General features: G+C 60.5%; 15 protein-coding genes. 10 read left to right on the top strand and 5 right to left on the bottom strand.

Going from position 1 to position 22,855, the window contains the following annotated elements; genetic code table 11:
• Positions 1 to 30 precede the first annotated feature (30 nt).
• From AB4Z13_RS18070 to AB4Z13_RS18100, 7 genes are all read left to right on the top strand, one after another.
• A complete protein-coding gene (locus AB4Z13_RS18070; RefSeq protein WP_442206421.1) occupies positions 31 to 2,490 on the top strand; it encodes a glycogen/starch/alpha-glucan phosphorylase in 2,460 nt (819 codons plus the stop codon).
• The gene (gene glgB / locus AB4Z13_RS18075) at positions 2,490 to 4,697 is read left to right on the top strand and encodes a 1,4-alpha-glucan branching protein GlgB (protein ID WP_442206422.1); all 2,208 of its coding nucleotides are present in this window, start codon (positions 2,490 to 2,492) and stop codon (positions 4,695 to 4,697) included. Before AB4Z13_RS18070 ends, glgB begins: the two co-directional genes overlap by 1 nt.
• Positions 4,698 to 4,716: 19 nt before the next feature.
• On the top strand, positions 4,717 to 5,979 hold the full coding sequence (gene glgC / locus AB4Z13_RS18080) for a glucose-1-phosphate adenylyltransferase (protein ID WP_113320954.1): 1,263 nt from the start codon (positions 4,717 to 4,719) through the stop codon (positions 5,977 to 5,979).
• A 3-nt stretch (positions 5,980 to 5,982) separates the two neighbouring features.
• Positions 5,983 to 7,425 carry a glycogen synthase GlgA gene (gene glgA / locus AB4Z13_RS18085; RefSeq protein ID WP_442206423.1) on the top strand — a complete coding sequence of 481 codons (1,443 nt, stop codon included), beginning with the start codon at positions 5,983 to 5,985 and terminating at the stop codon, positions 7,423 to 7,425.
• A 6-nt stretch (positions 7,426 to 7,431) separates the two neighbouring features.
• The gene (locus AB4Z13_RS18090) at positions 7,432 to 9,063 is read left to right on the top strand and encodes an alpha-D-glucose phosphate-specific phosphoglucomutase (RefSeq protein WP_442206424.1); all 1,632 of its coding nucleotides are present in this window, start codon (positions 7,432 to 7,434) and stop codon (positions 9,061 to 9,063) included.
• 14 nt (positions 9,064 to 9,077) lie between these two features.
• Positions 9,078 to 11,048, top strand: coding sequence for a glycogen debranching protein GlgX (gene glgX / locus AB4Z13_RS18095; protein WP_439016578.1), 1,971 nt, complete (start codon positions 9,078 to 9,080; stop codon positions 11,046 to 11,048).
• A gap of 87 nt (positions 11,049 to 11,135) precedes the next feature.
• The gene (locus AB4Z13_RS18100; RefSeq protein WP_439016579.1) at positions 11,136 to 11,624 is read left to right on the top strand and encodes a MaoC family dehydratase; all 489 of its coding nucleotides are present in this window, start codon (positions 11,136 to 11,138) and stop codon (positions 11,622 to 11,624) included.
• Positions 11,625 to 11,639: 15 nt separating this feature from the next.
• Here the strand turns inward: AB4Z13_RS18100 and AB4Z13_RS18105 are convergent, their stop codons facing one another.
• The 4 genes from AB4Z13_RS18105 to AB4Z13_RS18120 are packed head-to-tail and all read right to left on the bottom strand — an operon-like array spanning position 11,640 to position 16,778.
• A complete protein-coding gene (locus AB4Z13_RS18105) occupies positions 11,640 to 12,188 on the bottom strand; it encodes a sarcosine oxidase subunit gamma (RefSeq protein ID WP_442206425.1) in 549 nt (182 codons plus the stop codon).
• Positions 12,181 to 15,174, bottom strand: coding sequence for a sarcosine oxidase subunit alpha (locus AB4Z13_RS18110; protein WP_442206426.1), 2,994 nt, complete (start codon positions 15,172 to 15,174; stop codon positions 12,181 to 12,183). Before AB4Z13_RS18110 ends, AB4Z13_RS18105 begins: the two co-directional genes overlap by 8 nt.
• Positions 15,171 to 15,512 carry a sarcosine oxidase subunit delta gene (locus AB4Z13_RS18115; RefSeq protein WP_007817381.1) on the bottom strand — a complete coding sequence of 114 codons (342 nt, stop codon included), beginning with the start codon at positions 15,510 to 15,512 and terminating at the stop codon, positions 15,171 to 15,173. The genes AB4Z13_RS18110 and AB4Z13_RS18115 overlap by 4 nt, the downstream gene beginning before the upstream one ends.
• A gap of 12 nt (positions 15,513 to 15,524) precedes the next feature.
• Positions 15,525 to 16,778 (bottom strand): sarcosine oxidase subunit beta family protein, encoded by a 1,254-nt coding sequence (locus AB4Z13_RS18120; protein ID WP_113320962.1) that lies wholly within the window; start codon positions 16,776 to 16,778, stop codon positions 15,525 to 15,527.
• A 241-nt stretch (positions 16,779 to 17,019) separates the two neighbouring features.
• On the opposite strand from AB4Z13_RS18120, the gene AB4Z13_RS18125 reads away from it, so the two are divergent.
• Positions 17,020 to 18,216 (top strand): FecR domain-containing protein, encoded by a 1,197-nt coding sequence (locus tag AB4Z13_RS18125; RefSeq protein WP_442206427.1) that lies wholly within the window; start codon positions 17,020 to 17,022, stop codon positions 18,214 to 18,216.
• A 4-nt stretch (positions 18,217 to 18,220) separates the two neighbouring features.
• Here the strand turns inward: AB4Z13_RS18125 and AB4Z13_RS18130 are convergent, their stop codons facing one another.
• On the bottom strand, positions 18,221 to 20,392 hold the full coding sequence (locus AB4Z13_RS18130) for a CHASE2 domain-containing protein (RefSeq protein ID WP_442206428.1): 2,172 nt from the start codon (positions 20,390 to 20,392) through the stop codon (positions 18,221 to 18,223).
• 300 nt (positions 20,393 to 20,692) lie between these two features.
• Between AB4Z13_RS18130 and AB4Z13_RS18135 the strand changes: the two genes are divergently transcribed.
• Together AB4Z13_RS18135 and rpsU are read left to right on the top strand one after the other, a co-directional pair.
• On the top strand, positions 20,693 to 22,321 hold the full coding sequence (locus AB4Z13_RS18135) for an adenylate/guanylate cyclase domain-containing protein (RefSeq protein ID WP_442206429.1): 1,629 nt from the start codon (positions 20,693 to 20,695) through the stop codon (positions 22,319 to 22,321).
• Positions 22,322 to 22,500: 179 nt separating this feature from the next.
• A complete protein-coding gene (gene rpsU, locus AB4Z13_RS18140) occupies positions 22,501 to 22,716 on the top strand; it encodes a 30S ribosomal protein S21 (RefSeq protein WP_003542939.1) in 216 nt (71 codons plus the stop codon).
• The last annotated feature ends 139 nt before the right edge of the window (positions 22,717 to 22,855 follow it).

Raw genomic sequence — 22,855 nt, forward strand, 5'->3', positions numbered from 1 at the left:
GTAACCAAATCAAAATTGGCGAGACCTGACATGAATACTGTTTCGAAGCCGATCATCCCCTCACCAGCTCCGCGCAGTTCCCGGCCAGAAATCCTCGCTGAGGAAATCATCGAGCGTCTGACCTACCGCATTGGCAAGGATGCCAAGGTCGCCAAGCCGCATGACTGGCTGACGGCAACCATTCTCGTGGTGCGTGACCGCATCATCGACAAGTGGATGGAGTCCACCCGCAAGGTCTATGAAACAGGCGCCAAGCGCGTCTACTACATGTCTCTCGAATTCCTGATCGGCCGCCTGATGCGCGATGCCGTGTCCAATCTCAACCTGATGGAAGAGGTTCGGGATGCGCTCGCTTCGCTCGGCGTCGATATCAACGTCATTGCCGGCCTCGAACCGGATGCCGCACTCGGCAACGGCGGTCTCGGCCGTCTTGCTGCCTGTTTTATGGAGTCGATGGCAACTGTCGATGTTCCGGCTTATGGCTACGGCATCCGCTACGTCCACGGCCTTTTCCGTCAGCAGATGGCGGACGGCTGGCAGGTCGAGCTGCCGGAAAACTGGCTTGCGCACGGCAATCCCTGGGAATTCGAGCGCCGCGAAAGCGCCTATGAAATCGGCTTCGGCGGCTCGATCGAGGTCATCAACAGCCATGACGAGCAGCCACGATACGTCTGGAAGCCGGCCGAGCGCGTCATCGCCGCCGCCTTCGACACACCTGTCGTCGGCTGGCGTGGCAAACGCGTCAATACGTTGCGCCTCTGGTCGGCACAGCCGATAGACCCGATCCTGCTCGACGCCTTCAACGCCGGCGACCATATCGGCGCGCTGCGCGAGAGCAACAGAGCTGAAAGCCTGACCCGCGTTCTCTATCCGGCAGACGCAACGCCTGCCGGCCAGGAGCTGCGCCTGCGCCAGGAATATTTCTTCTCCTCCGCCTCTCTGCAGGACATCCTGCGCCGTCACCTGCAGCAGTATGACGACTTCACCTCCTTGCCGGACAAGGTGGCGATCCAGCTCAACGACACGCACCCAGCGGTTTCCGTTGCCGAACTGACGCGCCTGCTCTGCGATGTGCACGGCATGGATTTCGATACGGCCTGGGATATCACCCGCCGCACCTTCTCCTACACCAACCACACGCTCCTTCCCGAAGCGCTGGAAAGCTGGCCGGTTCCGCTCTTCGAACGTCTGCTGCCGCGCCATATGCAGATCATCTACGCGATCAACGCCAAGATCCTGATCGAAGCGCGCAAGACGCGGAATTTCTCCGACACCGAAATCCGTTCGATCTCGCTGATCGATGAAAGCGGTGACCGCCGCGTGCGGATGGGCAACCTCGCCTTCGTCGGCTCGCATTCGATCAACGGCGTCTCCGCGCTGCACACCGACCTCATGAAGGTTACGGTCTTTGCGGACCTGCACAAGCTCTACCCTGATCGCATCAACAACAAGACCAACGGCATCACCCCCCGTCGCTGGCTGCAGCAGTGCAACCCCGGTCTGACCGGCCTGGTGCGCGAAGCGATCGGCGACGAATTCCTCGATGACGCCGAGAAGCTGCGTGCACTCGACAAGTTTGCAACGGACCCGAGTTTCCAGCAGAAGTTCGCGGCCGTGAAGCGCGCCAACAAAGTGGCTCTTTCCAATCTCGTCGCCAGCCGCATGGGCGTGAAGCTCGATCCGTCGGCCATGTTCGACATCCAGATCAAGCGCATCCACGAATACAAGCGCCAGCTCCTCAACATCGTCGAAGCCGTCGCGCTCTACGATCAGATCCGCTCGCATCCGGAGCTGGATTGGGTGCCGCGCGTAAAACTCTTCGCCGGCAAAGCGGCGCCGAGCTATTATAACGCCAAGCTCATCATCAAGCTCATCAATGATGTCGCCCGCACCATCAACAATGACCCGTCGGTCCGCGGCCTGCTGAAGGTCGTCTTCGTGCCGAACTATAATGTCACGCTCGCGGAAGTCATGGTACCGGCGGCAGACCTCTCCGAGCAGATTTCCACGGCCGGCATGGAAGCATCAGGCACCGGCAACATGAAGTTCGGCCTGAACGGCGCACTGACGATCGGCACGCTCGATGGCGCCAATGTCGAAATGCGCGACAATGTCGGCGAAGACAACATCGTCATCTTCGGCCTGCAGGCAGATGAAGTCGCCAAGATCCGTAGCGAGGGCCACAATCCTCGTGCAATCATCGAAGGTTCGCGTGAGCTGGCACAGGCGCTTGCCGCCATCAGCTCAGGCGTCTTCTCTCCTGACGACCGCAACCGCTACACCGGCCTCATCGACGGCATATATTCCCATGACTGGTTCATGGTCGCTGGCGATTTCGATGCCTACGCCGCCGCCCAGCGCGAGGTCGACCAGATCTGGACCAACCAGTCCTCCTGGTATGAGAAGACAATCAACAACACGGCGCGGATGGGCTGGTTCTCTTCCGACCGCACAATCCGGCAATATGCAGACGAGATCTGGAGAGCTTGATGAAGCCGCCGAAAGCCGCCCCTGAAGTGAAGCTTCCCTGGGAAATTTCGGCTGACGAAATAGCGGCAATCCTCAGTGGCTCGCATGACAATCCCTTTGCCGTCCTGGGCGTGCATCAGGCCGGCGAGGCCTTCATCACCAGGTGTTTCCTTCCGGGCGCCGAAGCTGTCACGGCAATGGCGCTGGATGGAACGCCGATCGGCGATCTCCACCAGCTCCATCCTGACGGTATTTTCGGCGGCCAGGTCTCCATCACAAAATTCCAGCCGGTGCGCTATCGCGCCCGGCGCGCCGACGCCGAATGGGCAGTGACGGACCCATACAGCTTCGGCCCCGTACTCGGCCCGATGGACGATTATTACGCCCGGCAGGGTTCGCATCTGCGGCTCTTCGACAAGATGGGCGCCCACCGCATCAAGCATGAAGGCGCGACCGGCATCCATTTTGCCGTCTGGGCACCGAATGCCCAGCGCGTTTCCGTTGTCGGCGATTTCAATAACTGGGACGGACGGCGTCATGTCATGCGCTTCCGTTCCGACAGCGGGATCTGGGAGATCTTCGCTCCCGACGTGCCGCTCGGCGTTCCCTATAAATTCGAAATCCGCGGTCATGACGGCGTTCTGTTGCCGTTGAAGGCTGACCCCTTTGCCCGCCGCAGCGAACTGCGCCCAAAGACGGCCTCCGTGACCGCAGCCGAGCTTATACAGGACTGGCAGGACGAGCCGCATCTGAAGCATTGGCGCGAGACTGACAAACGCCGTCAGCCGATCAGCATTTACGAAGTTCATGCCGGCTCCTGGCAGCGCCGCCAGGACGGCTCCATGCTGTCATGGGATGAGCTTGCTTCGAGCCTCATCCCCTATTGCGTCGACATGGGTTTCACCCATATCGAATTCCTGCCGATTACCGAACACCCTTACGACCCCTCCTGGGGCTATCAGACGACCGGTCTTTATGCCCCGACCGCCCGCTTCGGTGAGCCGGAGGGGTTCGCCCGCTTCGTCAACGGCTGTCACAAGGTCGGCATCGGCGTCATTCTCGACTGGGTACCGGCACATTTCCCAACCGACGAACATGGTCTCGGCTGGTTCGACGGTACCGCGCTTTACGAGCACGAAGACCCGCGCAAGGGTTTCCATCCGGACTGGAATACGGCGATCTACAATTTTGGCCGGACCGAAGTCGTATCTTACCTCGTCAACAACGCGCTCTACTGGGCGGAGAAATTCCATCTCGACGGTCTGCGCGTCGATGCAGTCGCTTCGATGCTCTATCTCGACTATTCGCGCAAGCACGGCGAATGGATCCCGAACGAGTATGGCGGCAATGAAAACCTCGAAGCCGTCCGCTTTCTGCAAAGCCTCAATACCCGCATCTATGGTGAGCATCCCGGCGTCATGACCATCGCCGAGGAATCGACGTCCTGGCCGAAAGTCTCGCAACCAGTTCACGAAGGCGGCCTCGGCTTCGGTTTCAAGTGGAATATGGGCTTCATGCACGACACACTGAGCTACATGAGCCGCGAACCGGTGCACCGCAGGCATCACCACAATGAGTTGACCTTCGGGCTGCTCTACGCCTATTCGGAAAACTTTGTCTTGCCACTGTCCCACGACGAAGTCGTGCACGGCAAGGGCTCGCTGATCGCCAAGATGCCGGGCGACGACTGGCAGAAATTCGCCAATCTGCGCGCCTACTACGCCTTCATGTGGGGCTATCCCGGCAAGAAGCTGCTCTTCATGGGGCAGGAATTTGCCCAGTGGGCCGAATGGAGCGAAAACAAGTCGCTCGACTGGAATCTGCTCCAATATCGCATGCACGAAGGCATGCGCCGCCTGGTGCGCGACCTCAATTTCACCTACCGCAGCAAGGCAGCACTCCATGCACGCGACTGCGAAGGCGACGGCTTCGAATGGCTGATCGCAGATGACTACGAGAACTCGGTCTTCGCCTGGCTGCGCAAGGCGCCCGGCCAGAAGCCGGTTGCCGTCATCACGAACTTCACGCCTGTCTATCGCGAGAACTACTCGATCCGACTGCCTTCGGCGGGGCGCTGGCGGGAAATCCTCAATACCGATGCCGACATCTATGGCGGCAGCGGAAAGGGCAATGGCGGGCGCGTGCAGGCCGTCGATGCCGGCGGCGAGATAAGCTGCTCGATAACCCTGCCGCCGTTGGCGACGATCATGCTTGAACCTGAGAATTAGTGACTGGTGGGAGGAGAAAATGGTAGAAAAGCGCATTCAGCCACTTGCCCGCGATGCAATGGCCTATGTTCTCGCCGGCGGTAGGGGAAGCCGCCTCAAGGAACTGACCGACCGACGCGCCAAACCAGCCGTCTATTTCGGCGGCAAGGCGCGCATCATCGATTTCGCATTGTCCAATGCCTTGAATTCCGGCATCCGCCGCATCGGCGTCGCCACCCAGTACAAGGCACATTCACTGATCCGCCACATGCAGCGTGGCTGGAACTTCTTCCGGCCGGAGCGCAACGAGAGCTTCGACATCCTGCCTGCCTCCCAGCGCGTTTCCGAAACGCAGTGGTACGAAGGCACCGCCGATGCCGTCTATCAGAATATCGATATCATCGAGGATTACGGCGTCGAGTACATGGTCATCCTGGCTGGCGACCATATCTACAAGATGGACTATGAATACATGCTGCAGCAGCATGTCGATACCGGCGCGGACGTGACCATCGGCTGCCTTGAAGTCCCGCGCATGGATGCGGTCGGTTTCGGCGTCATGCATGTCAACGAAAAGGACGAAATCTTCGCCTTCATCGAAAAGCCGGCCGATCCGCCAGGCATTCCGGATAAGCCGGATTTCGCCCTCGCCTCCATGGGCATTTACGTCTTCCGCACGAAGTTCCTCATCGAGGCACTACGACGTGATGCCGCCGATCCGACCTCCAGCCGCGATTTCGGCAAGGATATCATCCCCTATATCGTAGAGCACGGTAAAGCGGTCGCCCACCGTTTCGCCAAATCCTGCGTGCGTTCAGATTTCGAACATGAGCCTTACTGGCGCGACGTTGGTACGATCGATGCCTACTGGCAGGCCAATATCGATCTAACAGCGATCGTTCCGGCCCTCGATATCTATGACAAGTCCTGGCCGATCTGGACCTACGCCGAGATCACCCCGCCGGCGAAATTCGTCCATGACGACGAAGACCGCCGCGGTTCGGCAACCTCGTCCGTCGTCGCCGGCGACTGCATTATCTCAGGCGCAAGCCTCAACCGGAGCCTTCTCTTCACCGGCGTGCGGGCCAATTCCTTCTCCAAGCTGGATGGAGCGGTCATCTTGCCCAACGTGAAGATCGGCCGGCGCGCGCAGCTCAAAGATGTTGTGATCGACCATGGTGTCGTCATCCCGGAAGGTCTTGTCGTCGGCGAGGATCCGGAGCTCGATGCGCGGCGCTTCAGACGGACCGAAAGCGGCATTTGCCTGATCACGCAGCCGATGATCGACAAGCTGGATATCTGACTTATGAAAGTTCTTTCGGTTTCGTCCGAAGTCTTCCCTTTGATCAAGACAGGGGGCCTTGCCGACGTGGCAGGCGCCCTGCCAATAGCCCTCAAATCCTTCGGCGTTGAAACCAAGACCCTTATGCCTGGATATCCCAGCGTCATGAGGATGCTGCAGAATCCGGTCGTCCGGCTGGAGTTTCCGGACTTGCTCGGCCAGCCGGCAAGAGTGCTGGAGGTGGAGCACCAGGGTCTCGACATCCTCGTGCTCGACGCTCCAGTCTATTACGACCGCCCGGGTGGTCCCTATCTCGATACGACCGGCAAGGATCACCCGGACAACTGGCGCCGTTTTGCCGCCCTGTCGCTGGCTGGTTCCGAAATCGCCGCGGGCCTGTTGCCTGGCTGGCGGCCGGATCTCGTGCATGCCCATGACTGGCAGGCCGCCATGGTGCCGGTCTATATGCGCTATTATCCGACACCCGAACTGCCGAGCATCCTGACGATCCACAACATCGCCTTCCAGGGCCAGTTCGGCGCCGATATCTTCCCCGGCCTGCGTCTGCCGCCCCATGCCTTTGCCACCGAAAGCATCGAATACTACGGCACCGTTGGCTTCCTGAAGGGCGGCCTGCAGACTGCCTCCGCCATCACCACGGTCAGTCCCTCCTATGCCGACGAGATCCTCACTCCCGAATTCGGCATGGGTCTCGAAGGCGTCATCGCCAGCCGCCGTGACGTGTTGCATGGCATCGTCAATGGCATCGATGCTGACATCTGGAACCCGGCGACTGATCCGGTCGTCCACACGCACTACGGCCCGACGACGCTGAAAAACCGTCTGGAGAACCGCAGATCGATCGAGGAATTCTTCCATCTCGACCATGACGACGCGCCGATCTTCTGCGTCATCAGCCGGCTGACCTGGCAAAAAGGCATGGATCTTGTCGCAAGCACTGCAGATAAGATCGTCGCACTCGGTGGCAAGCTCGTCGTGCTCGGATCCGGCGAGGCAGCCCTCGAAGGTGCGCTGCTCGCCGCCGCCAACCGCAACCCCGGCCGCATCGGTGTTTCCATCGGTTACAACGAGCCGATGTCGCACCTCATGCAGGCCGGCTGCGACGCCATCATCATCCCGTCGCGGTTCGAGCCTTGCGGTCTTACCCAGCTCTATGGCCTGCGTTACGGCTGCGTGCCGATCGTGGCGCGCACCGGCGGGCTCAACGATACCGTGATCGATGCCAATCATGCCGCACTTGCGGCAAAGGTGGCGACAGGCATACAATTCGCACCTGTAAACGAAGAAAGCATGCTACAGGCACTGCGCCGCGCCATGCACCTTTACGCGGATCAAAAAGTCTGGACCCAATTGCAAAAGCAGGGCATGAAGTCGGATGTCTCTTGGGAGAAGAGCGCCGAACGTTATGTTGCCCTGTATTCAAGCCTCGTCTCGAAAGGCATGTGAACTAAAATGATCAAGTCCGTTCCCACCACGCCCTATCAGGACCAGAAACCCGGCACGTCAGGTCTGCGCAAGAAGGTTCCCGTCTTCCAGCAGCCGAACTACGCGGAGAACTTCATCCAGTCGATCTTCGATTCGCTGGAGGGCTATCAGGGCAAGTGCCTGGTCATCGGCGGCGACGGACGCTACTACAACCGCGAAGTCATCCAGAAGGCCATCAAGATGGCCGCTGCCAATGGCTTCGGCAAGGTCATGGTGGGCAAGGGCGGCATTCTTTCGACGCCCGCAGCCTCTCACATCATCCGCAAGTACAAGGCCTTCGGCGGCATCATCCTCTCGGCCAGCCATAACCCCGGCGGCCCGACCGAAGACTTCGGCATCAAGTACAACGTCAACAATGGCGGCCCGGCCCCGGAAAAGATCACCGACGCGATCTTTGCCCGCTCCAAGGCGATCGAGAGCTACAAGATCGCCGACTTCGCCGACGTCAACATCGACCGCATCGGCAAGGAAGAGCTGCCGGGCGGCATGATCCTCTCGGTCATCGACCCGGTCGAGGACTATGCCGCGTTGATGGAAGAACTCTTCGATTTCGGCGCAATCCGCAATCTTATCAGCCTTGGCTTTCGCATCGCCTTCGATGCCATGAGTGCTGTTACCGGCCCCTATGCCAAGGAAATCTTCGAGAACCGTCTCGGCGCGCCCTCCGGCTCCGTTCGCAATTTCATGCCGCTCCCGGATTTCGGCGGCCATCATCCGGACCCGAACCTCGTTCATGCAAAGGAACTCTATGACGAGATGATGGGTGAGGATGCGCCCGATTTCGGCGCTGCGTCCGACGGCGACGGCGACCGCAATCTCATCATCGGCCGCGGCATTTTCGTCACCCCGTCCGACAGTCTTGCAATCCTCGCTGCCAATGCCAACCTGGCGCCCGGCTATTCCGGCGGCCTCGCCGGCATTGCCCGCTCCATGCCGACATCGGGCGCGGCAGACCGTGTGGCGGAAAAGCGCGGCATCGGCATCTACGAGACCCCGACCGGCTGGAAATTCTTCGGCAACTTGCTCGACGCAGGCATGGCGACGATCTGCGGTGAAGAAAGCGCCGGTACCGGATCCAACCATGTCCGCGAAAAGGATGGCCTCTGGGCCGTTCTGCTTTGGCTGAACGTCCTGGCCGTCCGCGGCGAGAGCGTGCAGGAAATCGTAACCCAGCACTGGCAGACTTACGGCCGCAACTACTATTCCCGCCATGATTATGAAGGTGTCGACAGCGATGCCGCAAACAGTCTGGTCGACAATCTGCGCAGCCAGCTGTCCACATTGCCCGGCAAGACCTTCGGCGATCTGACAGTCGAGAAGGCTGACGATTTCGCCTATCACGATCCTGTCGACAAGTCGGTCAGCGAACATCAGGGTATCCGCGTCCTTTTCCAGGGCGGCTCCCGCGTCGTATTCCGCCTTTCCGGCACCGGCACGTCTGGCGCAACCCTGCGCGTCTATATCGAACGCTATGAGCCGGATTCGACTCGCCATAATATCGAAACGCAGGAAGCGCTCGCCGATCTCATCGCGGCCGCCGAAAGCATCGCCAACATTCGTGAGCGCACGGGACGCAACGAGCCGACCGTGATCACCTGATCCCGGGGGGGCATATGGGGGGCAACAGTTCCGCACAGGGCGGTGCCATCGTCTTTGAAACAGGCGTGGAGTTTTCTGTCTGGTCGCATCATGCAGCGCAGGTCGATCTCTGCCTCTTCGACGATGACGGCAAGGAATATGCGAGGCTCCCCATGGCCCGCGACAGCGACCACATCTTCCGTCTTTTTGTCGATGGATTGAAGGAAGGCGCGCGCTACGGCTACCGCGCGGACGGCATTTACGCTCCGGATAACGGCCTGTGGTTCGACCCCTCGAAGCTGCTGATCGATCCCTATGCCAAGGCGGTCGATGGGCCTTTCCATTACGACCCGCGGCTCGGCATCTTCGGCGAAGATACGCAGCACCTGATCCCGAAGTCGGTCGTCACCAAAGACGCGCCCCTCAAAAGCCGAAAGCCGCTCTTCAAACCGGGCGGCTTTATTTATGAGGTGGCCGTCAAGCCCTTCACCATCCTGCATCCGGACGTGCCGGAAGCTCAGCGCGGCACCGTCGCCGCTCTGGCTCATCCCTCCGTAATCGCTCACCTGAAGCGCATCGGCGTCGATGCTGTCGAGCTGATGCCGATCACCGCCTGGATCGACGAGCGGCATCTGCCGCCGCTCGGCCTGACGAACGGCTGGGGCTACAATCCCGTTGCCTTCATGGCACTCGATCCGCGTATCGTGCCGGGTGGTATCGTAGAGCTCAGCGAAACAGTGGCGAAGCTGCATGAGGAAGGCATCGCCGTCATCCTCGACCTCGTTTTCAACCATACTGGCGAAAGCGACCGATACGGCACGACGCTGTCGCTGCGCGGTATCGATAATCTCAGCTACTACCGCCACGTAGCGGACCGGCCATCCGTGCTCGTCAACGATACCGGCACCGGCAATACGGTTGCCTGCGACCATCCCTACGTCCAGCGGCTCATCATCGACAGCTTGCGCCATTTCGTCCGCAATGCCGGCATCGACGGCTTCCGTTTCGACCTCGCTCCCGTTCTCGGCCGCACAGCAAACGGCTTCGACCGCAACGGCACTCTGGCCGCGATCCTCGCCGACGACCTGCTCGCCGATCGCATCATGATCGCCGAACCCTGGGATATCGGCCCAAGCGGCTATCAGCTCGGCAATTTCCCGGCACCCTTCCTGGAGTGGAACGACCGTGCCCGCGATGACATCAGGTGCTATTGGCGTGGCGATGGCTGGAAGACGGGTTCGCTCGCGACCGTGCTGGCCGGCTCGTCGAACATTTTCTCAGCCAACGGCGGGACAGAGACCCGAAGCGTCAATTTCCTCGCTGCCCATGACGGTTTCACGCTCCTCGACCTCGTGTCCTATAGCGGCAAGCACAATGAGGCTAACGGCGAGAACAATCGCGACGGCCACAACGAGAACCATTCCTGGAACAACGGCGTCGAAGGTGAAACCGCCTATCCCGTCATCCGGGAACGCCGCAAGGCCGATGTCATAGCGCTCATCTCCACCCTCTTTGCCAGCCGCGGCAGCGTGATGTTGACGGCCGGAGACGAGGGCGGCCGCACGCAGCACGGCAACAACAATGCCTATTGCCAGGACAACGAGATCACCTGGGTCGACTGGAAGCTGCTGGACGAAGACCTGATCGCCCATACCGCCTTCGTCGCCACGCTTCGCCGCCGTTTCTCGGTCTTCTCCGACCTGGCCTTCTTTTCCGGTAACGGCGATGTGGAGTGGATTTCGCTCGCCGGCGAGCCGATGACAACAAGCGAATGGGAAACGCCCTCGCTCTCCACCCTCGGCATAGTGCTTGCAACGCACGATCGTTCCAACCGCAAAGAGACCCGCCTCGCCGTGCTCTTCAACCGCTCCGAACAGCATCAACTCTTCACGCTTCCCTCAGCCGGCGAAGCAAACTGGCGCCAGCTTCTGCCGGATGGCGCACGGAAAGTCGGTGGTCGCGCCACCGTTGAGCCGCGTTCGGTTGCCTATTTCGTGGAAAATTGATCCACGAAACCCGCGAGTACGAATCGTTATCGCAATCGTCACGAATGCGCGATAAGGCTTGCGGCTGCGGCTTTTTACGAGGAATGCATGGTCATGGAAATTTCGCTCTCGGATGTCCGGGGGCTGGTTGGCACGGAAACAGGATTGTCTGACTGGATCCTCGTCGATCAGAAGATGATTGATGCCTTTGCCGAGGCAACCGGCGACCATCAGTTCATTCACGTCGATCCTGTTCGCGCAGCAGCCGAAAGTCCCTTCGGCGGAACCATCGCCCACGGCTTCCTGACACTCTCGCTGTTGTCGACGATGAATTACAATTGCCTGCCCAACGTGCGTGAGCAGACGATGGGCATCAATTACGGCTTCGACAAAGTCCGCTTCATGTCGCCGGTCAAGAGCGGCACCCGCATCCGCGGCCACTTCGTGCTCTCGGACGCCCGCTTCCGCGGCGCCGGCATGCTGATGACGACCTATGATGTCTCGATCGAAATCGAGAACGAAAAGAAGCCGGCGCTCACCACCCGCTGGATCACCATCATCCAGTTCGACCCGAAAGACCGGCCGGAAGACGTTTAAGGACCTTTGCAGGCCTTAATGGCTCGCGTCCTCGGCGCCTTCGGCGAGCAGCCCGAAGACATAATCCGAAAACGACCGCCAGCATTCCACCCGGAACGTATCCTCCTCGGTGCGGAAGAGCACGATCTCGACTTTGCCGAAGATCGTCCGCGAGCAAGCGCCCACCCGGAAAATTTCCAGAGAGAGGTCCTGCGGGCAGCCGGCGGACAGCGTCGTCTCCGCACCCGGTCCGGAAGCAATGATACCGACGTTGCGGTGGGAGACATCGACCGCCGAATGCAGGACATCAGCGCCTGAAAGAAGCGCCGGAAGATCCGAACCAGCCTCGTCAATTACGAGCCATTCGTCCGGGCCGAGCCAGAGCGCCGAACGCCCCCCGGCACGGCCGGAGGTCTTGGGTAATGTCGGCAAAGTCAGCCCCAGCGCGGAAGAGAGTGCCGATACGGATTCAGCCGGCGCACGCAGCGCAAGGCGGCTTGCGACCGGTGCCACCGTCAGGCGCACCGTCGCCGAACCAGCAAGGAGACCAGAGAGAGCCGGTTTGCGAATTGCGACCTCAGCCATGGATACGGCCTCCTTCCTTGTCAAAGAACACCAGATCCGTCACCTCGACCGGAATGGTCCGGTCCGGCATCGGCACATAGAGCGTTTCGCCCACCAGATTGCGGCCACCTTCAACCAGTGCAAAGGCGATCGAGCGACCACAATTCTCAGACCAGTAGGCCGATGTCACGTGACCGAGCATCGTCATCGGCTTAGGCTGGTTCGGGTTGGCGACGATCTGCGCGCCCTCTTCGAGCACCAGCTTCGCGTCCTTCGTCGCAAGACCGACGAGTTGCTTGCGGCCGTCCTTGACAAGATCGGGCCGCTTCAGCCCGCGAATACCGACGAAGTCCGCCTTCTTCTTCGAGACAGCCCAAGAGAGCCCGGCGTCATCAGGCGTCACCGTACCATCCGTATCCTGGCCGACGATGATGTAGCCCTTCTCGGCGCGCAGCACATGCATGGTTTCGGTGCCGTAGACGCAGGCGCCGAGTGGCTCGGCATTGGCCCAGACTGCCTCCAGCACCGACTGGCCATAGTCGGCGGGCACATTGATTTCAAAGCCGGTCTCGCCGGTAAAGGAGACACGGAAGAGACGTGCCGGAATACCTGCCACCTTACACTCGGCGACACTCATGTGCGGGAAGGCTTCGTTGGATATATCAAGCCCTTCGACCAGCGGCGCCACGATATCGCGCGCCTTTGGCCCCTGCACGGCGATTACAGCCCACTGCTCGGTCACCGAGGTCAGCCACACCTTCAGATGCGGGAATTCCGTCTGCAAGTAGTCTTCCATGTGGTTGAGAACACGCGGCGCGCCGCCGGTCGTGGTCGTCACATGGAAACGGTCATCGGAGAGACGGCCGACGACGCCGTCGTCGTAAACGAAGCCGTCTTCGCGCAGCATGATGCCGTAGCGGCATTTGCCTGGTTTCAGCGTGTCCCAGGCATTGGTGTACATGAGGTTCATGAATTCGGCGGCATCGGGTCCGACGATCTCGATCTTGCCGAGCGTCGAGGCGTCGAAGATACCGGCAACTTCGCGCGCCGTGCGGCATTCGCGGGCAACGGCCTGATGCATCGTTTCGCCGGCGCGCGGATAAAACCAGGCGCGCTTCCAGTTGCCGACATCTTCGAAGACTGCTCCCTGGCCCTCTTCCCAGGCATGCAGCGGCGTCTTGCGCGTCGGGTCGAACAAGGGCCCACGCGAATGTGCGATCAGCGCTCCGTAAGTCACCGGCGTGTAAGGCGCGCGGAAAGTGGTAAGACCGACCTGCGGAATATCCTTGCCAAGCATTTCGGCAGCGATCGCCAGGCCATGCATGTTGGAAAGCTTGCCCTGGTCGGAAGCCATGCCGTTCGTCGTGAAGCGCTTGATATGCTCGATCGAATGCATGCCCTCGCGCACCGCAAGGCGGATGTCCTTGGCGCAGACATCGTGCTGGAAGTCGATGAATGCCTTGGCATTCGTCTCCGGCCCGGCACCTTCGGCAGCACCAATCATGCCACCCGTCCAGTCGAAGGCCTGCTCGACAGAAATGCCGATCTTGCTGCCCGCCTGCCTGCCGACGGCCTGCGCCATCAGCTCGCCGGCGGCAAGCGATTCCTCGACGGTCTGCTGCAGACCATCAGTGCCATTGCAGGCGCCAACGGAAAGGCAGTCCTGCGCATAGGTGCCGGGCAGGAAACGCTGCGTCTCGGCATCGAAGGCAACCTTGCCCCGCGACTGGGAGAAGAGATGCACGGAGGGTGTCCATCCAGCGCAGACCAGCAGCGCATCGACGGCGATCTTGCGTGGTGATCCGCCGCCGTTGCGCGCGACCGTCATCGACGAGATGCGCAGCGCACCCGACGTATTGACGACCGACTGACCGGTCAGCACATCGATGCCGAGCGTACGGGCTTCGGCCAATACTGCTGCACCCGGCGCCTGTCTACTATCGACGATCGCAGCGATCGAAACACCCGCCCTCTTCAGGTCAAAGGCCACCTCGTAGGCTGAATCATGCGCGGTATAGATGCCGACCTTCTGGCCGACCGCAACGCCATAATGATTGAGATACATCCGCCCGGCCGAAGCGAGCATGATGCCCGGCCGGTCATTGTTCGGAAACACCATGTGCCGTTCGATGGCGCCGGTCGCCAGGATGACGCGCTTGGCGCGGACCTGCCACAGCCGTTCGCGCGGCAGATCGCGGCCGGGGCGGGCGATATGATCCGTGACACGTTCGACGAGGCCGATGAAATTATGGTTGTAGTAGCCGAAGGCCGTGGTTCGGGTCAGGACCTCCACGTTCTCCATCGCCTTCAGGCGTGCAAGGGTCTTCTGCACCCAGGCGTAACCATCAAGCTCATCCACTTTCACGCCGGCATCGAAGCGCAATGCGCCACCGGCTTCCGCCTGCTCGTCGCAGAGGATGATTTTTGCTCCGGCTTCCGCAGCAGCCAACGCTGCCGAAAGACCGGCAATACCGGCACCGACGACCAGCACGTCACAATGGGCATAACGGCTGGCATAGTGGTCGGGATCGTCTTCCGTGGGCGCGACGCCAAGACCGGCAGCACGGCGGATCATCGGCTCGTATACACGTTTCCAGGCGGCCCGCGGCCACATGAATGTCTTGTAGTAGAAGCCCGCCGCGAAGAAGGGCGAGAACAGGTTATTAACCGCACCGACATCGAAGGAAAGCGACGGCCAACGGTTCTGCGACTTCACGATCATGCCGTCGAAGACTTCCTGCACGGTTGCCCGCACATTCGGCTGTTTACGGGCGCTGTCGCGCGCAACATCGATCAGCGCATTCGGCTCCTCGGCTCCGGCCGAAAGAATCCCGCGCGGGCGATGATATTTGAACGAACGGCCGACAAGATGCACACCATGGGCAATCAAGGCCGAGGCAACAGTATCGCCTTCGAGCGCTGTATAGCTCTTGCGGTCGAAGGTGAAACGCGCGGTTTTGGCGGGCGTCAGCCGGCCCTTGCCGGCAATACGGTTCGCGCCGCTCATTGGGCCTCTCCTTCAACTGCTTCGTAGGTCTCGACCGGCGCATGCGGCTCGGCCGCAGTCCCGATAGCAGGCTTCGGTTCGCCGGCCTTGTAGGTCATGATGAACTTGTCGCTGATGGTATCACGCGCCGCGTTGAAGAAGCGCCCGCAGCCGTGCATGTGCCGCCAGCGCTCGAAGATCAGGCCTTTCGGATTGTCGCGCAGGAAGAAATATTCTTCGAACTGCTCGTCAGAGATTGAGGCGATATTGGCCGGCCGAACGATGTGAGCGTCACCGGCACCACGGAACTCGAGCTCGGAGCGCTCTTCCTGACAGTAAGGGCAATAGATCAGCAGCATGTCGTCCTCCTGTCAGTGCGCGACGGCGGCAGCCGCCGCCTCGTCAATCAGCCGACCAGAGCGGAACCGCTCCAGCGTCAGCCCGGCATTGAACTTGTGCACCTCGTCGCGGGCGATCAGATGGGCGAAGAGATTGGCCGAACCCGGTGTCGCCTTGAAGCCACCGGTACCCCAGCCGCAATTGACGTAGAGCCCGGGAACAGGCGTCTTCGACTGGATGGCCGAACGGTCCGGCGTATTGTCGACGATACCGCCCCACTGGCGCATCATCTTCACGCGGCGGAACATCGGGAAAAGCTCGCAAATGGCGTCGAGCGTATGCGTGATGATCTGCAGGCCACCAGTCTGGGAGTAGGAGTTATACTGATCCGTACCCGCACCGATGACGAGTTCACCCTTGTCGGACTGCGAGATATAGGCATGCACCGTGTTCGACATGACGACGCAGGGAAAGATCGGCTTCAGCGGCTCGGAAACCAGTGCCTGCAGCGGGCTCGATTGCAGCGGCACGCGCACGTCCGCCATCTTCATGATTGTTGTCGTGTGGCCGGCAGCCGACACGCCAATCTTCTTCGCGCCGATGAAGCCCCTGTTGGTCTCGACGCCGGTGACCCGACCGTCCGGGCCACGGCGAATGCCGGTGACTTCGCAATTCTGGATGATGTGCACACCGCGGTCTGACGCCGCACGTGCATAACCCCAGGCAACCGCATCGTGACGCGCCGTGCCGCCGCGGCGCTGCAAGGCGGCGCCATTGATCGGGTAGCGGGCCGTCGCCGAAATATCGAGCGGCGGACAGTAGGCCTTGGCCTGCTCGGGTGTCAGCCATTCATTGTCGATGCCGTAGAGCCGGTTGGCATGGATATGCCGCTTGAAGCTCTGCATGTCATGCACATTGTGCGACAGCATCATCACGCCGCGCGGCGAATACATGACATTGTAATTGAGCTCCTGCGACAGCCCTTCCCAGAGCTTCATCGAATGCTCGTAAATGTGCATGCTCTCTTCATAGAGATAGTTGGAGCGGATGATCGTGGTGTTGCGGCCGGTATTGCCGCCGCCTAGCCAGCCCTTTTCCAGCACCGCCACATTGGTGATGCCGTGCTCCTTGGCAAGGTAATAAGCTGCGCCCAGCCCATGACCGCCACCGCCGATGATGATCACGTCATATTCGGGTCGCGGCTCCGGCGAAGTCCACTGCTTTTCCCAGCCCCTGTGCCCGCGCAGAGCCTCCCGCGCTACGGCAAAAACCGAATATTTCCGCATCCGCCATCATCTCCTTCAGGCAAAGGCATTTTCGTCGTGGCCATACAAATCGCAAATCGAATTGCGGCACAACGGTTCTTTTGCGACGTGAAAGAGCTTTTGTTTTGACACGGCGACGGCTGCATCGCGCCGCTTGGCGGCGATCGGCCTTCGCAAATGCGACATAACCCTTTTCTCACCCAACAGGGCAGGCAGAACGGGCCTACTGGAAATGTTAGTATCCCCTTATGTGGGGTGTACGATGTTGGGTTGGCGTAGCATACGGATCGCGGGCATCTGCTTCGCGCTGTCAGGCGCGTGGCCGGCGTTCGCCGCTGAACCCGTCGGCCAGGCGACTCTCATCAAAACCGAAGTGACGGGACAGGGCGGGCCGATCATCGTCAATGACGAAGTCCACCGCAACGAGCGTATCCGCACCTCCCAATCGGGGCTCGGCCAGTTCATCTTCCGCGACGGCACCAAGCTTGCCGTCGGCTGGGGCTCGTCCGTTGTCATCGACAAATATGTCTACGACGATACCGATTCAGTCAAACGCCTCTCCATCAAGGCGGCCAAGGGTACGTTCCGCTGGGTCAGCGGCAATTCGAAATCCTCGGCTTACCAAATCCAGACGCCGGCGGGCACGATCGGCGTGCGCGGCACTGCTTTCGATTTCTACGTCGGCCCCGACGGTACGACTGCCGTGGTGCTGCTGAATGGCGCGGCGACCTTTTGCGGTCCTGGCGGCTGCCGGCAATTGCAGCAGCGTTGCGATTGCGTCATTGCGCGGCCGAACGGCAACATGACGGATGCTCAGCCTGTCAACCGCAGCGTGCTGCAGAGGCTGGGCAACCAGCGCGCCCTTCCCTTCCTCTCTGGCAATCAGAGTTTAACGGGCGGCCTCGGTCTACTTGGCGGCTGCCGGATGGCCTCGGTCGACCCTGAGCGCAAAGACCGGCTTCGCCAGACACCCCGACCGCGAGATCCGGATCCACAGCCCCAGCAGCAACCACAGAAGCAGGATGCTCCGCCGACGCAGCGGCCGGAAAAACCGCATCACGACAAGCCGCATCATGACAGGCCCCACCATGATAAACCCCACCATGATAAGCCGGAGCGCGACTGGCATGACAAACACGACGGGCATGGCTGGAGGGACAAGCACGATAGAGACGACCACCATGGCGATCATGGAAGGCCGGACCGGCACGAAGGGTTCGGTCGCCCGGACCGGCACGACGCACCTGACAGGCCGAGCCGCACGGAAGGGGCAGATAGTCACCAGGACCGCAGCCATCAGGACAGACCGAGCACGCAGGAAAGAAGCGGAGGCGAAAATCAAACTGCCGGCAATGACCAGAGCGGGGGAAGAGATCGGGATCGTGACCGTAGCCACAATCGGGATCAGAACCGAAATCGAGGCTGGGGCGGAAACGGAAATCGGGACCGCAACCGCTGACTGACTATTCGACGGACTGCTGTTCCGGCAGGCCGATATCCTCCCGAAAATGATCGTTCCTGGCCGATATCCGCTCATAGAATTCCGTGAGGCCGGCCAGGACCTGTACCCCGGTGAGTTTTGCCCCACCGATCAGCTTGCGGCTGTTCCTCGAACGCTCGCGCAAGGCCCCCATTACCTCCTCATGGACGAGATGCAGCGCGCCGAATTCCGGCGAGGCAGCGACCTTCTCATCGCCGACCACGGCAAAGATCTGCGTTCGGCTGCTCTTTCCTTTGAGCGGAATGGCTCCTGCCTCCAAGAGCGCCGCCCCGCTTTGCGCCCGTGCAGTGGTGCCGGAGATCAGGATATCGAAGCCGACGTCCTTGCAGCAGGATTCGATGCGCGCCGCGACATTCACCGCGTCGCCCACCGCCGAATAGTTGAAGCGTGTCTTCGCGCCCATGTTGCCGACACAGGCGAGACCGGTATGGATGCCGATGCCGATTCTCACCTGCTGAGCGCTGCCGAAACCGAAGGCGTCATGAGCATTGAGCTCAGCTAGGGTCTCCCGCATGGCGAGCGCCGCCCGCAGCGCCTTTGCCGCATGATCCGAAACATCGACCGGCGCATTCCAGAATGCCATGATGGAATCGCCGATGAATTTGTCGAGCGTTCCCTCGTTCCCGACAACATGACGGCTCAGAGCATCGAGCAGCGTATTGAGAAACTGGACGACGGCGGTCGGAGTCAGCCTTTCACTGATCTCGGTGAAATTGCGCACATCGACGAACATCATGGTCAGTTCGCGCTCGTCCCCGCCGAGCTTCAGCGCATCGGGCGTATGCTCGATCCTGTGGAGCAGCGAAGGCGAGAGGTAATGGCCGAAGGCGCGCCGCACCTCCCGCCGCTCCCTGTCGATGACGAGGATGCGGAACGATGTTGCCGCGAAATGCGTGATGGAGCCGCTGATAATAGGCGCCAGCGGATCGAACAGCAGACCGGCATAAAGAAAGCACAGCCACGAAGCGGCAAGCGCCATCGCGGTGATCGCCAGGCCACAGACCAGCGCCACGGCCGGACTGACGAAGGTCGTTATGATGACGAGCAGGAAGCCAACCACGGCAATAGACAGGATCTCCAGCCCGTCGGCCCAGTCCGGCCGCGACAAGTAGCGTCCCGAAAGGATCTGCTCGACAGTCTGTGCCTGCAGCGAAACACCCGGCACATTTTCTCCGAGAGCGGTGGCGCGAATGTCCTGCAGCCCGACAGCAGAGGTGCCGATGAAGATGATGCTGCCTTCGACCTGGGCAGCGACATCAGCGGCCGCTCCACCGGCAGCAAGGACCTTTCCGGCCGAGATATAGCGCTCTGCCCGGTTCGGCGTCACATAAAGCCAGATCTCTCCGGCAGCCGTCAGCGGAATGATGAAATCGCCGATCTTTGCAGAGGTGATGATCCCTGCCCGGTCGGGTGCGCCGGCCAGCACATAGGTCGAGGCACCCTGCGCGACCCGCAACGCTTCGATCGCAAGATTGGGATAAAACTGCTCTCCGTCGCTAAGGAACAGCGGCACTGCGCGTACCACCGATGACGAGCTGCCGGGATTGAGACTGACATGGCCAAGCCCTGCGGCATTCGCCTCCAGCCCCGGCCGGAGCGGCGTCGAAGCACCAAGATGCGGAGGTGCCGACAGCGGACTCTCGCCGATAAAGGCAAAACCGGCTTTTACCGGCGGCTTGTAGTTGCCTTCGTTGGAAAGCCCGAAGCCGAGAACGACTGGCTTTCCTTCGATCGATTGCGCGAATATCTCGTCATTGTCAGGCAATTGCGCCGCAAGCGCTGGATCGACGCCCTCCACCTCCTGGATGACATTGCGCGGCGACATCCGGTCGGGCTCGGCAAAGATGACATCGAAGGCGATGGCCGCCGCTCCCATATCCGAGAGACGCTGGACCAGCATTGCCAGCCTGTCGCGGGGCCAAGGCCACTGGCCGAACTCCCGCAGGGAAGCCTCGTCGATATCGACGACTCTGACGGGCACGGCCTCAAAGCTGCGCGGCACAAGGCGCTGATATTCGTCGAAGGTAACGTCGCGGACCTGCCTGAGCACCGGCGGATCGCTTGCTCGGAACATCGTGAGTGCAGCCACGATGACGAGGCCGATCAGGACACCGATCTGCTGCAAACGCGTCATGCTTCCGTCGAAGTCCCTTACAAGCGCACCAAAGCTTTCCTGTCCGCCGGCAAGCTACGCTTGTTTGACGCCAAAGACTATTCGTTCATGCTCAGAAGCTGAAAAACCGTGTGAAATATGGCTGTCGGTTCCGCCCAAGCATTTTCGCTCCGGTGTAACAGCAACACAGTAAGCAATTACTTCCAGATTTGGCCAACCGTTGCGGCCAGACTTTCCAGCTTCGGCCTTGCCGCGCATGCGACGAAATGTTTTTCTCCTTCAGGGGATTTAACAATTCGATCATTGTCGAAGGGATGAGCCATGGCAGATCCGCAAGGAGAGACCACGGCAAGAACTGCGGAAAACTCGGCCTCTGCCGCCCGCAGAAGCGGCTATTGGCTGATCGCCGTCGTGCTGGCGATGCTGGCCGGGCTGCCGCTCGCCGTCTGGCTTGATATCAGCGACCTCTCCGAAAGTGCGCTGCGCCGGCAGGCGCGGGACATGAGTTCGCTCGTCACCAGCATACGCTCCTATTATTCAGCGAATGTCGTCGGCAGAGTGCTCGCCGCCCATCAGGCGGGCGATGTCAGCGGCACGGTCGTCTCACACAACTATGCCAATATTCCAGGCGCCATTCCGCTACCCGCCACGCTTTCACTGGAACTCGGCGACGTCATCAAGGAGCAGCAGGCCAACATCACCTACCGCTTCCTCTCTGACCTGCCCTTCAAGAATCGCGCGCCTCACGATCTCGACAATTTCGAAACGGCCTCACTCGCATCCTTGCGCGCCAATTCCAGCCAAACACTGACCGACCTCACCCGCGTCGGACTTACCGATACGCTGCGGCTTATCACGCCTGTGATCATGGGCCAGGCTTGCGTCGCCTGTCACAACACTCATCCTGAAAGCCCGAACAGGGATTGGAAGGTAGGCGATGTGCGCGGCATTCAGGAAGTCATCATCCGCCAGCCCTATGCGAGCAACGTTCTCGCCTTCAAATATCTGCTCTGCTATTTCTTCTTCGTCGCCATCATCGGCATCAGCTTCATTGTTCTGCAGCGTCAGCAGACGCGCGTCATCCACAGTGCCAACCGCGATCTTGAAGCAGCTAACGAATTCCTCGCCAGCGTTTCCCTGAAGATTTCCCGCTATCTCTCACCGCAGATCTACAAGAGCATCTTCAGCGGCCAGAAGGATGTGGTCGTCCATACCGAGCGAAAGCGCCTGACGATCTTCTTCTCCGACATCAAGGATTTCACCGCCACGACCGAGCGTCTGCAGCCGGAAGCGCTGACGGAAATGCTGAATGAATATCTGACCGAAATGTCCACGATCGCGCTCAAACATGGCGGCACGGTAGACAAGTTCATTGGCGATGCCATGCTGGTCTTCTTCGGCGATCCGGAAACCAAGGGAGCCGAAGAAGATGCCAAGGCTTGCCTGCGCATGGCAGTCGACATGCAACGCCGGCTCGGCGAACTGAAGGAGAGATGGCGCCGGAACGGCACGGAGGAGCCCTTCGTGGTGCGCATGGGAATCAATAGCGGCTATTGCAACGTCGGCAATTTCGGCAGCAGTGACCGCATGGACTATACGATCATCGGTGCCGAAGCGAACCTCGCCGCACGCCTGCAATCGATCGCCCAGGGCGGGGAGATCGTCATCAGCTACGAAACCTATGCGCTGGTGAAAGATATTGTTGATGCCCATCCTTTGCCGCCGATCACCATGAAGGGTATCCAGCGGGAGATCGTACCCTACGCCGTGGACGGGCTGATGCTCGGCGCCGATCACAAGAGCCGCATTCTCAGCGAACATCTGGCCGGACTGGACCTGCATCTGGACACGGCTCGGCTTGAGCCGGCGGATCGCTCCCGTGTTATCGCCGCGCTGAAAGAAGCGATCGCAGCTCTGGACGAAACGAAACCCGAGAAGCCACGCTCCTAGCTCCGTAGAGGCATGGGCGGGATTTTTCCAACCGATCGCATATCCCGTCTGGACTTCATTCCGTCGATCTGATATTTCGCAACACCAATCGCAAGGCCGCGGCCGCGCGAACGTTATTTTTTTGCCCCAGGCGCTGCGCCGCCTTTCGGCATTAAGCAAACCAAAGGAACGTGATTCTCGTGCAGGTACTTGTCCGCGATAACAATGTTGACCAGGCTCTCCGCGCTCTCAAGAAGAAGATGCAGCGCGAAGGTATTTTTCGCGAAATGAAGATGCGCGACTACTACGAAAAGCCGTCGCAGAAGCGTGCTCGCGAGAAGGCCGAGGCTGTTCGTCGTGTTCGCAAGCTGGCCCGCAAGCGCGCTCAGCGCGAAGGTCTGGTTGCAGCACGCTGAGGCGGTGCCGTCGTTTTTTCGACGTTTTCAGGTGCATGTGTGGCGGGGGCGATCAGTGTCGCCGCCGCCTTTTTAATTTTTTGCCGCTGAAGATTGCATATCCGCTTGTCCGGATATGATGCATGGGGAAAGCGAGCCC

This window comes from Rhizobium sp. YAF28 (assembly GCF_052113285.1).
GTDB lineage: Bacteria > Pseudomonadota > Alphaproteobacteria > Rhizobiales > Rhizobiaceae > Rhizobium.

Excerpts from the sequence above, each read along its gene's own strand:
- glgB (WP_442206422.1), top strand. The coding sequence starts at position 2,490 with ATGAAGCCGCCGAAAGCCGCCCCTGAAGTGAAGCTTCCCTGGGAAATT.
- AB4Z13_RS18120 (WP_113320962.1), bottom strand. The coding sequence starts at position 16,778 with ATGCGGAAATATTCGGTTTTTGCCGTAGCGCGGGAGGCTCTGCGCGGG.
- AB4Z13_RS18090 (WP_442206424.1), top strand. The coding sequence starts at position 7,432 with ATGATCAAGTCCGTTCCCACCACGCCCTATCAGGACCAGAAACCCGGC.
- AB4Z13_RS18125 (WP_442206427.1), top strand. The coding sequence starts at position 17,020 with ATGTTGGGTTGGCGTAGCATACGGATCGCGGGCATCTGCTTCGCGCTG.
- glgA (WP_442206423.1), top strand. The coding sequence starts at position 5,983 with ATGAAAGTTCTTTCGGTTTCGTCCGAAGTCTTCCCTTTGATCAAGACA.
- AB4Z13_RS18135 (WP_442206429.1), top strand. The coding sequence starts at position 20,693 with ATGGCAGATCCGCAAGGAGAGACCACGGCAAGAACTGCGGAAAACTCG.
- AB4Z13_RS18105 (WP_442206425.1), bottom strand. The coding sequence starts at position 12,188 with ATGGCTGAGGTCGCAATTCGCAAACCGGCTCTCTCTGGTCTCCTTGCT.
- AB4Z13_RS18100 (WP_439016579.1), top strand. The coding sequence starts at position 11,136 with ATGGTCATGGAAATTTCGCTCTCGGATGTCCGGGGGCTGGTTGGCACG.
- AB4Z13_RS18130 (WP_442206428.1), bottom strand. The coding sequence starts at position 20,392 with ATGACGCGTTTGCAGCAGATCGGTGTCCTGATCGGCCTCGTCATCGTG.
- AB4Z13_RS18115 (WP_007817381.1), bottom strand. The coding sequence starts at position 15,512 with ATGCTGCTGATCTATTGCCCTTACTGTCAGGAAGAGCGCTCCGAGCTC.
- glgX (WP_439016578.1), top strand. The coding sequence starts at position 9,078 with ATGGGGGGCAACAGTTCCGCACAGGGCGGTGCCATCGTCTTTGAAACA.
- AB4Z13_RS18070 (WP_442206421.1), top strand. The coding sequence starts at position 31 with ATGAATACTGTTTCGAAGCCGATCATCCCCTCACCAGCTCCGCGCAGT.
- AB4Z13_RS18110 (WP_442206426.1), bottom strand. The coding sequence starts at position 15,174 with ATGAGCGGCGCGAACCGTATTGCCGGCAAGGGCCGGCTGACGCCCGCC.
- glgC (WP_113320954.1), top strand. The coding sequence starts at position 4,717 with ATGGTAGAAAAGCGCATTCAGCCACTTGCCCGCGATGCAATGGCCTAT.